We start from the raw sequence: 11,542 nt of genomic DNA on the forward strand, positions 1-11,542 counted from the left end.
GCTTTTTTATATTTGTTTAATTTTGGTGATAAACAGGAAAATATGTAATAATTTACGAAAGCAGATAATCTTTTTAAAGCTTTTGTCGAAAATATGAAAAGAAGCATTTTTTATAGTATCATACTAATAAGAGAGAATTCGTCATGGAGGATACAACATGGACACAAATTTCAAATCAGGTTTTATAGCAATTATCGGCAGACCTAATGTAGGCAAATCCACATTTATGAACAGAGTTATTGGGCAAAAAATCGCAATAATGAGTGATAAGCCTCAAACTACACGAAACAAAATTCAGGGAGTGTTAACTCAAACTGACTCTCAAATGGTGTTCATAGATACACCTGGAATTCACAAGCCTAAACACCGTTTGGGTGATTTTATGGTAAAACTTGCGGAAAACACACTTAATGAGGTTGATGCCGTATTATTTATGATTAATGCAAGTGAAGGATATGGCAGAGGGGACCAATATATATTAGATCGCTTACAACAAGTTAATCGCCCAGTCTTTCTAATAATAAACAAAATAGACTTACTTCATCCTGACGAGCTTTTTCCTTTAATCGAAACGTATAAAGATAAATATGAGTTCGAGGAAGTTATACCAATTTCCGCATTACAGGGAAACAATGTGAACCATTTACTGGAAATTCTAGAACAGCATCTTCCTGAAGGTCCTCAGTACTATCCTGAGGACCAGGTTACGGATCACCCGGAAAGATTTATTATGAGTGAACTAATTAGGGAGAAAGTATTGCAGCTTACGAGGGAAGAGGTCCCACATTCTATAGCAGTGGTGATTGAAAATATTGAAAAAAGAGATTCAAATGCAATATATATCCAAGCTACCATTGTGACCGAGAGGAAAACACAAAAAGGTATCCTTATAGGTAAGCAAGGAAGCATGCTTAAAAGTATTGGAAAATATGCTCGCTTGGATATTGAAGCATTACTCGGTACAAAAGTTTATCTTGAATTGTGGGTAAAAGTGAAAAAAGACTGGCGGAACAAGCAAAGTCAATTAAATGAATATGGTTTCCGCAGTGATGAATATTAATTCTGGTAAATTTTTATACTAATTGTTCTCCGTTATATGGTGATTCTATATAGTAAGTTACATTTTTTAATTAATAAAGAAAGGTGGGGTTTCTTGTGCTCGACTTAACCTGGAAAGTTTTTAGTCAAACGGGAAACATTGAAACCTATTTACTCATGAAGGAATTAGAAAATGAACCAAATACAGTTGAAGGTAAGACAGCTCAACAAGAAGACATGTCTTCGATTAACTTAAACTTGTAGAAATTATATAATTCACTTCTCTAAGGGGAGAGGATAGACGGCGAAGCTCTTGTCTAAAAAGAAAGGTGAGCAAGGATGCTTGAAAAAGTGGATGGGGTTATTTTGAAAACGCAAGACTATGGAGAAACACATAAAATCATCACTATTTATAGTAGGAAATTAGGAAAGATATCCACTCTCGCTCGCGGCGCCAAAAAAACAAAAAGTAGAATGGCTGCAGTTACGCAGCCGTTCATTTATGGAAACTTTTTCGTTTATTTAAATAAAGGTCTTAGTACTATTCAGCAAGGTGAAATTGAATATTCTTTTAGAGCAATAAGGGAAGACATATTTAAAACAGCTTATACTGCGTATATTACAGAGCTGACGGATAAATTAGTTGACCCTCAGATACCAGATCCATTTTTGTTTGAAGAATTATATCAAACAATGTCATGGATTGAGGGACATGAAGATGTGGAAATTCCAATAATGATGTATGAATTAAAAATGTTTGCTAAAGGTGGATTTGGACCAACGGTAAACGGTTGTGCAAACTGCGGAAACAAGGAATTTCCATATGCATTTTCTATAGCTGAAGGTGGACTTTTGTGTAAAAAATGTCGGTATTTGGATGAAGGAGCTATTCATTTGCCGGATTCAGTATCGAAATTACTTCATCTGTTTACAGGGGTTGAGTTAAAACGTATTGGAACCATTTCTGTAAAAACGGAAAATAGGCAGTTGATCAGAAAGATACTTGATGCCTATTATGAGCAATACGGCGGTTATTTTTTGAAATCCAAACGATTTTTAAGACAATTAGATCTTCTAAAATAGGATGATTCTGTTGACAAAACCAAGGGAATTGAGTAATATGTTTTTACATATGTTCATAATATATTGCATGGATAGAGAAGAGTACTTTTGTAGACTATTTGAAGCGAGTTCAGGAGAGTGGGAGCTGAACAATGGAACAAGAGGAATGGCACTCTGGAGCAATAATAATAAAGTGGCTCTTTTATAAAGAGCAAATAGGGTGGAACCGCGGGTAGAACCCGTCCCTATGTCTGTTTATATGCAGACATAGGGACGGGTTTTTAATTTTACAGAAAGATGGAGGGTAAACAATGTTGAACATACAGGAAATGATCTTAACGTTACAAAAGCATTGGTCTGAACAAAATTGTATTATCATGCAGGCATATGATGTAGAAAAAGGTGCCGGTACAATGTCACCCATGACACTATTAAGAAGTTTAGGGCCGGAACCTTGGAATGTTGCTTATGTAGAACCATCAAGGCGCCCTGCTGACGGAAGATATGGAAATAACCCAAATCGTTTATACCAACACCATCAATTCCAAGTTATAATGAAGCCTTCTCCAGAAAATATACAGGATTTGTATTTGGAGTCATTAAAAAAACTCGGTATTAACCCTTTGGAACATGATATACGATTTGTTGAGGATAATTGGGAAAACCCTACTCTCGGTGCAGCAGGCCTTGGTTGGGAAGTTTGGCTAGATGGCATGGAGATTACTCAATTCACCTATTTCCAACAAATTGGCGGGTTAGAAGCAAATCCAGTTGCCGTTGAACTAACTTATGGTATTGAACGTTTAGCATCCTATATTCAGGATAAGGAAAATGTATTTGATCTGGAATGGACCAATGGTGTAACTGTAAGAGATATTTTTTATCAACCGGAAGTTGAACACTCTACCTACACATTTGAGGATTCAAATACAGATATGTTATTTCAGTTGTTTTCCATGTATGAGCAAGAAGCCAAGGTAACAATGGAAAAAGGCCTTGTGTTCCCTTCCTATGATTATGTTTTAAAATGCTCCCACACATTTAACTTATTGGATGCTAAAGGAGTAATTTCTGTTACTGAAAGAACTGGATATATTTCCAGAATAAGAAATCTCGCAAGAAATATAGCTAAAGCTTATGTTGCTGAAAGGGAACGTTTGGGATTTCCTATGTTGAAAGAAGGAGGAAAGAATAATGAGTAAAAACGTATTGTTTGAAATCGGCTTAGAAGAACTTCCTGCACGTTTCGTTGACAGTGCAGAAAAGCAATTAGCAGATAAAACAGCTGCTTGGCTTCAGGATATGCGAATCTCATATGGCTCTATTACCTCTTATTCAACACCAAGAAGATTGGCCGTCATCATATCAGACATTGCCGAAGAGCAAGCTACTATTGAAGAAGAAGCGAAAGGCCCGGCAATAAAAATAGCCAAGGATGACAGTGGGAATTGGTCAAAAGCAGCCATTGGTTTTACAAAAGGACAAGGAAAAACTTTAGATGATATCTATACAAAGGAAATAAAGGGAACCACTTATATATTTGTCCAGAAAAAGATTGAAGGGGAGTCTACCTTTGGTTTGTTGCCAGACTTTAAAAATATTATTGAGTCCATTCAATTTGGAAAAAACATGCGCTGGGCAAATGAAACAATAAGATATGCCCGTCCAATTCGTTGGTTAGTAGCAATGTATGGCAACGAAATAATTCCTTTTGAGATTGCTAACGTTAAGACAGACAAAGTTACTTTTGGCCATCGTTTCCTAGGTGGAAAAATTAATCTCGAAGAACCAATGGATTATACACAACTTTTAAATGAAAATCGGGTTATTGTTTCTTCAAAAGAGCGGGAAAAGCTAATCTGTAATCAAATAAAAGAAATAGAAAACAAAAACAATGTTACTGTACCGATTGATACTGATTTATTAGCTGAAGTACGAAATCTTGTCGAATATCCCACGGCGTTTATGGGTTCTTTCGATCAGGAGTATCTGCAATTGCCATCTGAAGTACTTATCTCTTCGATGAAGGAACATCAGAGGTATTTTCCTGTCAAATCTCAACATGGTGAGCTACTGCCTTATTTTATTGGAGTTAGAAATGGGGATACTCATTCACTTGATACGGTTATCAGGGGAAATGAAAAAGTGTTACGGGCAAGATTATCGGATGCACAATTTTTCTATGAGGAAGATCAGAAACATACGCTAGAATTTTATTTGGAGAAGTTAAAAAGGGTCGTCTTTCAGGAGAAATTGGGTACGATTAGCGATAAAGTAGAACGGGTAGTGCATATCACAACAGAATTAGTAGAATTATTGAATTTAGATCCAACTACTGCTAAAGCTACTATACGGGCGGCTGAGCTATGTAAGTTTGATTTAATGACAAATATGGTAAATGAATTCACTGAGCTTCAGGGAGTGATTGGTGAAAAATATGCTGCCATTTTTGAAGAAGAAGAAATAGTATCTAAAGCAATAGGAGAGCATTATTTACCTAAGGAAGCACATGGCCAATTGCCTAGTACGGTAAGTGGAGCCATCGTGAGTATTGCTGATAAATTAGACACTATTGTAGGTTGTATCTCCGTTGGGTTGGTGCCTACTGGTTCACAGGACCCGTATGGATTAAGAAGACAGGCAGCAGGCGTATTACGTATATTGAATCATAATAAATGGGAACTTGCAGTAGAGGATTTGCTGGAAATTGTAAAGAATTCATTTAAAGACATTAAGATAGAGCAACAGGCAAAGCAAGATATATCTACGACTTTGGATGAGTTTTTCCGTATGCGAGCGACATACTTAATGAGGGAACTGGAAATAGAGCAGGATATTGTTCAGGCAGTGTTACATGATGGTATTAATATTTTTTATTACGCGATCGATAGGGCAGCAGTATTAGCTGCAAAAAGAAATGAAAAAGACTTTAAAACGAAGGAAGAGGCATTGGTCAGGGTGCTAAATCTAGCTATAAAATCCGAAGAAACAGTAATTAATATACAAAAATTTCAAACAGATTCTGAGAAACAGTTGTATCATGCTTTCTTAGAGGTTAGTGAAAAGTTTACAGGATTTGAAAAAACAAGGAATGCGGAGAAAGCTTTACTTACACTAGGCCATTTAGCAGACCCTATCCATTATTTCTTTGATAACAACATGGTTATGGATGATGATGCTCAAATTCGTAACAACCGCTTAGCATTAGTTAATCAAATTGCTGAGTTGATTTATAGGTATGCTGATTTAACAAAAGTTGAATGGAAGCAGCAGTTTTAGAGAGCCTTAGATTTTCTTTTCATCTTAAATGGTATATACTAATTACAAGTAGTATGTCATATTTTGGGTAGGTGGTGAAAAGATGGAACTTTCCAATCGTCAGGAACAGATTATTGAAATTGTTAAAGAAAACGGTCCGATTACCGGTGAAAATATTGCTGAACGTCTACATTTAACCAGAGCGACTCTAAGACCAGATTTAGCGATCCTAACGATGGCGGGCTTTTTGGAGGCACGCCCTCGTGTTGGTTACTTTTTCACTGGTAAGACCGGATCGGAATTACTTACAGAGCAAATTAAAAAATTTAAGGTGCATCAGTTTCAGCATGTCCCCATCGTGGTCAAGGAAAGCGTTTCGGTTTACGATGCTATTTCCACCATGTTTTTGGAAGATGTAGGCACATTATTTGTGGTTGATGAGAATTCTTGTTTAACAGGGGTTCTCTCCAGAAAAGATTTGCTTAGAGCAAGCATAGGACAACAGGACCTAAACGCTGTGCCTGTTCATATTATTATGACTAGAATGCCTAATATAACTGTCTGTAGAAAAGAAGATCTTTTACTTGATGTCGCTAAAAAACTGATTAATAAACAAATTGATGGATTACCAGTAGTAAAAGATGTAGAAGCTGGCTTAGAAGTAGTGGGTAGAGTAACTAAAACTACCATTACGAAAGCATTTGTTGAATTAATTGTTGACGACAAAGTATAGTATAGATGTATGACAATTATGGAGAGGGGTATACATATGGAAGCTAAACCGATTGTATATGTGTTGTCTGATTCTGTAGGGGAGACAGCTGAACTGGTAATTAAAGCTGGTTTAAGTCAATTTAATAACGGTGAATATAAAATTCAGCGGATCCCTTATGTAGAAGATACGGGTACTATTGATGAAGCACTACAATTAGCTAAGGAAAAAAAAGGTCTGATTGGCTTTACATTAGTAGACCCTACCTTAAGGAATTATGTAAATGAACAAGCTAAGTTATTAAACTTAGAAGCAATTGATATTATGGGACCAATGCTTTCTTCGATGGAGAAGGTATTTAAAAATTCACCTAAAATGGAAGCGGGATTAGTTCATAAACTGGATGAGGATTACTTTAAACGAGTAGAAGCAATTGAGTTTGCGGTGAAATATGATGATGGACGGGATGCTCGAGGAATTGCCAGAGCAGATATCATATTAATTGGAGTTTCCCGGACTTCTAAAACACCACTTTCTCAGTTTTTGGCACACAAACGACTAAAGGTTGCTAATGTACCAATCGTGCCTGAAGTAGACCCTCCTGAAGAACTGTTTGAAGTAGATCCATCTAAATGTATAGGGCTGCGCATCAGTGCAGAAAAATTAAATGATATTCGAAAAGAGAGACTAAAGGCATTAGGGCTCGGTGATCAAGCTACATATGCGAACATGAACAGGATCCACCAGGAATTAGAATACTTCGATAATATTGTTGATAAAATTGGTTGTGAAGTCATTGATGTATCTAATAAGGCAGTTGAAGAGACAGCGAATAGCGTACTTCAACTAATTAATAAATAGAAATAAAAGTGCCGGCTCCCATTTTATTTAGTAAAACCTGAGTATGGGGTAATGTTTATTTGAAAAATGGGCAATATTAACCTGTTTCACTACTCCAGGGCAAAAAAACATTCTGCTAATCCTTGCAGAATGTTTTTACTTCTATTGAATATATATAAATCTGGAATGATTTAATGGTAATTTTGCTTCTTATGTATTATAATATTTTTTTGTGTAAAGATATATAAATAATGATAGTTATTCTATTACACGTTTGTCGTATATTCTGAAAAATAAAACATTCATGTGGAAGCAGGAATTTACGAATAATATGTAGAATTAACCTTAGAGAGTAATTATTATACGTGATTAGAACTAATTACAGCACCCAAGATCTTCCATATAAGAAGTCTTTTTGTAATCCTCTATCCTTCTATTTTAAAGTACTAAGAAGGAGTTTTTTTCGACTTAGTGAAAAAAATTGTCGAAAATAAAGGGTTTTTCTTTCTAAGAGCGAATAATATTATAGTATGGTGATGTAAATGGCTAAGCAAATTCCTGAAGAAATGATAGAGGAAATACGAAACGCCAATGATATTGTGGATGTAATTGGTGATTATGTCCAATTAAAAAAACAGGGCAGAAACTATTTTGGTCTTTGCCCCTTTCATGGTGAAAACACGCCTTCTTTTTCAGTTACCCAGGAAAAGCAGATTTTTCATTGTTTTGGTTGCGGAAAAGGCGGGAATGTTGTTACATTCCTTATGGAGCTTGAAAACTATTCCTTTTATGAGGCATTACAGTATCTTGCTAAGCGTGTAGGCAAGGAGTTACCTGATGCAAGCTCTGGTAAAACAGCATCTTTATCTAGTGAAAATCAAAGTATATTATCTGCTTATGAATGGTTAACGAAACTGTATCATCATTTACTACGATATACAAAAGATGGAAAGGAAGGTTACAGTTACTTTCAAAGCAGAAACGTAAGTGATCATGCGATTGATGAATTTCAGCTGGGTTTTGCTCCCAATATAAAAGATTTTACTGCAGAATTCCTTAAAAAAAAGGGATTTCATCAGCAATTATTGGTGAAAGCAGGTTTAGTCTCCTTACAAGATGATAATAGTGTAACTGACAGGTTTAGAGGAAGGGTCATATTTCCGATAAGGAATCACCTTGGTCAGACAGTTGGTTTTGGCGGACGTTCTTTAGGAAGTGGAGAGCCAAAATATTTAAATAGCCCCGAAAGTGAACTATTTCAAAAGGGGAGGCTATTATATAATTTTGATTTAGCAAAAAAACATATTAGGAAAGAAAGTCGCGTAATTATATTTGAAGGATATATGGATGTGATATCGGCTTATCAAGCAGGTATAAAAAATAGTGTAGCCACATTAGGCACGGCTCTTACTGAATATCAAGCCAAGTTGATTAACCGCTATGTTGACACATCTATACTCTGCTATGATGCTGATCAGGCTGGTCTGGAAGCAACGTATAAAGCCGCCACTCTATTACGCAGAGTGGGTTCAGATGTGAAGATAGCGCAGCTTAAGGACGGTAAAGATCCTGACGATTTTATCAGAGAACATGGCGCCGAGGCATTTGAAAATGAAGCGATACGAAGCAGTGACACATTCATGGCCTTTATGATGCGATATCTGAAAAAGGATTTTAATCTAAGTCTGGAAGGTGACCGTATTGATTACGTAGAGGCTGTTCTTAAACAGCTGGCTTTGATTGAGAGTTCCATTGAACGGGAATATTATTTAAAAGAGTTAAGTGTGGAATTCGACATATCCATGGAGACACTTGCCCAGGAAATAAATACGTTACGGGAGAATTCCGGTGTTTTAAAGGATAACACAGACAAGAAAAGCTATACTAATACAAATGGAGCTAAATACAAGCGGCAGAAGTTAATGCCCGCTTATTACAATGCTGAAAGACAGTTGCTTTCTTATATGCTTCAAGATGGGACAATTGCGGATAAAGTTCGCGAAGAAATCGGCGCTTCCTTTAATTTGGAAGAACATAAAATAATTGTTACTTACTTGTATGCTTTCTATGAAGAAGAACAATTACCCGATGTGAGTTTGTTTATTGAACGACTTGATGAACCAAACTTAAGGAAGTTGGTAAGCGAAATAGCCATAACTGATATTCAACGAGATATTAGTGACCAGGAGATTAACGATTATATTAAAATAATTAGAGCAGAATCTCAAGACAAAGCTAACATTGTTTCATTGAAAGAACAGCAAAGAATTGCAGAAAAACAGAGTGACCCAATAAGGGCTGCACAAATATTGAGTCAAATAATTGAAATGCAAAAACAAATGAAGAATACGTACTAGCAAAAATTAAATTTTATTGTAGTTTTTGGAAGGAGGGGGACTCATGGCCGAAAATAAGCCTTCCCAATCAAAAGGAAATGAGTCAGAATTAACACTTGAACAAGCAAAAGATCAGTTATTGGAAATGGGTAAGAAACGTGGTGTTCTGGCTTATGAAGAAATAGCAGACAGACTTTCCAATTTCGTGATTGAATCTGATCAAATGGATGAATTCTATGATTACCTTGGTGAACAGGGTGTTGAAATTATTGGTGAATCAGAAGATGACCCAAATATGCAGCAAATAGCGAAAGAAGAAGAATTCAACCTAAATGATTTGAGTGTACCATTAGGAATAAAAATTAACGATCCCGTCCGGATGTATTTAAAAGAAATTGGACGAGTGGACTTGCTTTCAGCTGCTGAAGAAATTGATCTGGCAACTAGAATTGAAAAAGGGGAAGAGGAAGCAAAGCGTCGCCTTGCTGAAGCAAACTTACGTCTAGTAGTTAGTATTGCAAAAAGATATGTTGGTCGTGGGATGCTTTTTCTAGATCTTATTCAAGAAGGTAACATGGGCCTAATTAAAGCTGTAGAAAAATTTGATTATCGCAAAGGGTTTAAATTCAGTACGTATGCTACTTGGTGGATACGTCAGGCTATTACAAGAGCTATTGCGGATCAGGCGCGTACCATTCGTATACCGGTGCATATGGTGGAAACAATTAACAAATTAATTCGCGTACAAAGACAGCTTTTACAGGATTTAGGCAGAGAACCAACACCTGAAGAAATAGGCGAGGAAATGGAGCTCTCTCCTGATAAAGTTCGTGATATATTGAAAATCGCCCAAGAACCTGTGTCATTAGAAACACCAATTGGAGAAGAAGACGACTCTCATCTAGGTGATTTTATAGAGGATCAGGAAGCTGTTTCCCCATCTGACCATGCAGCATATGAATTATTAAAAGAACAGCTTGAGGATGTTCTGGACACATTAACAGATCGTGAAGAAAATGTGCTAAGACTACGCTTTGGATTAGATGATGGTAGAACAAGAACCCTGGAGGAAGTTGGAAAAGTGTTTGGAGTAACCAGGGAAAGAATCCGTCAGATAGAGGCAAAAGCACTTCGGAAATTGAGACATCCAAGTCGTAGTAAGCGACTTAAAGACTTTTTGGACTGATATGTAAGTCATTGGGCACAAGTTTGTGTGCAATGACTTGACATGTTCTGTTAGCCGGGAAATAAATTTACTGCATCGAGGTGAAACCAATGCAGGATGACCGGATTCACACCATTATAAAAGAAATTCATTTCTGGAGAGAAAATAACCTGCTACCAGAGGTATATTGCGACTTTTTGTTAGCTCTTTATACAAAAGGAGAAGTGGAAAATCCAGATCCTGTACAAGAAAAAGCGAAAATATTTTTCGGGATCCAAACTATTTTAATGGTGCTTCTGATACCGTTTTCATTTCTTATATTATATTTTACGCAATTTCCATTTTTTTTGCAACTTGGTTTTTTAATTCTTTTTCTTTCATACTCTTGTTGGATGTATTTATATGTTAGAAACACAGGAGGTATAACTGCTAGTGTTGGATTGATTAACAGTATGTTACTCTTTCTGTTGCTATCCATTACGGTAAGTAAAGCCTATGTTGAATCTGTTTGGTTTTCTTATTTTATATTATTTGCTCAGTTTACTTGCTGGTATTTACTCGGCAAAAAACTTAATCGAAGTTTTATAATAATCATTAGTATATTGGCTATACTATTTTTAATTATTTATATTGCTGTCCCAATTGTTTTGTAAATTTTCACAGCTAAACACTTTAAACTCTGTGAAATTTCGAGTAGAATATATATAGTCTTTTCAATTGAAATAGATTAAGGGGATACATAAGGAGGAAATATAATGAAAAGAAACCCGGTTGTTCCATATGCTATCATTGCACTAATAGGAATTCTAGCAGTAATTGTTATTTCTTTTGTAGGGTTGAATCAAAGAGATGATATTCAACAGGCAGAAGAAGGCGGAGGAGAAAGTACAGAAGAGGCACAAGAAGGAGCTTCGGACGATCCTCAAGCAATTTTTGAAGGAAACTGTGCAAGCTGCCATGGTGCAGATTTATCAGGTGGTGCAGGTCCTGACTTGACTCAAGTTGGAAGCAGACTCTCCGCTGAAGAAATTCAGGATGTTATCATAAATGGTAAAGGTTCTATGCCTGCTGGAATGGCGACAGCTGATGAGGCCAAGATTCTAGCTGACTGGCTTGCCGAAAAAAAATAAA

General features: G+C 36.3%; 11 protein-coding genes and 1 other annotated feature. All 11 genes read left to right on the forward strand.

From position 1 onward, the window contains the following. The first annotated feature begins 157 nt into the window (after positions 1-157). The 11 genes from era to cccA all read left to right on the forward strand — a co-directional run bounded on the left by era (position 158) and on the right by cccA (position 11,541). Complete coding sequence (era, locus tag X953_RS09145) at positions 158-1,060, forward strand: GTPase Era (RefSeq protein ID WP_040955293.1); 903 nt, start codon at positions 158-160, stop codon at positions 1,058-1,060. A 95-nt stretch (positions 1,061-1,155) separates the two neighbouring features. Next, entirely contained in the window at positions 1,156-1,302 is a 147-nt protein-coding gene (locus tag X953_RS19495; RefSeq protein WP_084715658.1) for a YqzL family protein, read from the forward strand. Between the two features lie 75 nt (positions 1,303-1,377). Continuing rightward, the gene (recO, locus tag X953_RS09150; RefSeq protein WP_040955294.1) at positions 1,378-2,121 is read left to right on the forward strand and encodes a DNA repair protein RecO; all 744 of its coding nucleotides are present in this window, start codon (positions 1,378-1,380) and stop codon (positions 2,119-2,121) included. A gap of 59 nt (positions 2,122-2,180) precedes the next feature. Beyond that, positions 2,181-2,350: a binding site (T-box leader), on the forward strand. Positions 2,351-2,414: 64 nt separating this feature from the next. After that, entirely contained in the window at positions 2,415-3,302 is an 888-nt protein-coding gene (gene glyQ, locus X953_RS09155; RefSeq protein WP_040957060.1) for a glycine--tRNA ligase subunit alpha, read from the forward strand. Continuing rightward, entirely contained in the window at positions 3,295-5,379 is a 2,085-nt protein-coding gene (gene glyS, locus X953_RS09160) for a glycine--tRNA ligase subunit beta (protein ID WP_040955295.1), read from the forward strand. Before glyQ ends, glyS begins: the two co-directional genes overlap by 8 nt. Positions 5,380-5,461: 82 nt before the next feature. Continuing rightward, the gene (locus X953_RS09165; RefSeq protein WP_040955296.1) at positions 5,462-6,091 is read left to right on the forward strand and encodes a helix-turn-helix transcriptional regulator; all 630 of its coding nucleotides are present in this window, start codon (positions 5,462-5,464) and stop codon (positions 6,089-6,091) included. 36 nt (positions 6,092-6,127) lie between these two features. Further along, positions 6,128-6,931, forward strand: a complete 804-nt coding sequence (locus X953_RS09170; protein ID WP_040955297.1) for a pyruvate, water dikinase regulatory protein — start codon at positions 6,128-6,130, stop codon at positions 6,929-6,931. A 521-nt stretch (positions 6,932-7,452) separates the two neighbouring features. After that, positions 7,453-9,267 carry a DNA primase gene (gene dnaG / locus X953_RS09175; protein ID WP_040955298.1) on the forward strand — a complete coding sequence of 605 codons (1,815 nt, stop codon included), beginning with the start codon at positions 7,453-7,455 and terminating at the stop codon, positions 9,265-9,267. A 43-nt stretch (positions 9,268-9,310) separates the two neighbouring features. Beyond that, on the forward strand, positions 9,311-10,432 hold the full coding sequence (gene rpoD / locus X953_RS09180; protein ID WP_019377972.1) for an RNA polymerase sigma factor RpoD: 1,122 nt from the start codon (positions 9,311-9,313) through the stop codon (positions 10,430-10,432). Positions 10,433-10,521: 89 nt separating this feature from the next. Then, positions 10,522-11,064: a hypothetical protein gene (locus X953_RS09185; protein ID WP_040955299.1), complete on the forward strand. Its 543-nt coding sequence runs from the start codon at positions 10,522-10,524 to the stop codon at positions 11,062-11,064. A 102-nt stretch (positions 11,065-11,166) separates the two neighbouring features. Further along, positions 11,167-11,541 carry a cytochrome c550 gene (cccA, locus tag X953_RS09190; RefSeq protein WP_040955300.1) on the forward strand — a complete coding sequence of 125 codons (375 nt, stop codon included), beginning with the start codon at positions 11,167-11,169 and terminating at the stop codon, positions 11,539-11,541. The last annotated feature ends 1 nt before the right edge of the window (position 11,542 follow it).

This window comes from Virgibacillus sp. SK37, assembly GCF_000725285.1.
Lineage (GTDB): Bacteria > Bacillota > Bacilli > Bacillales > Amphibacillaceae > Virgibacillus_Q.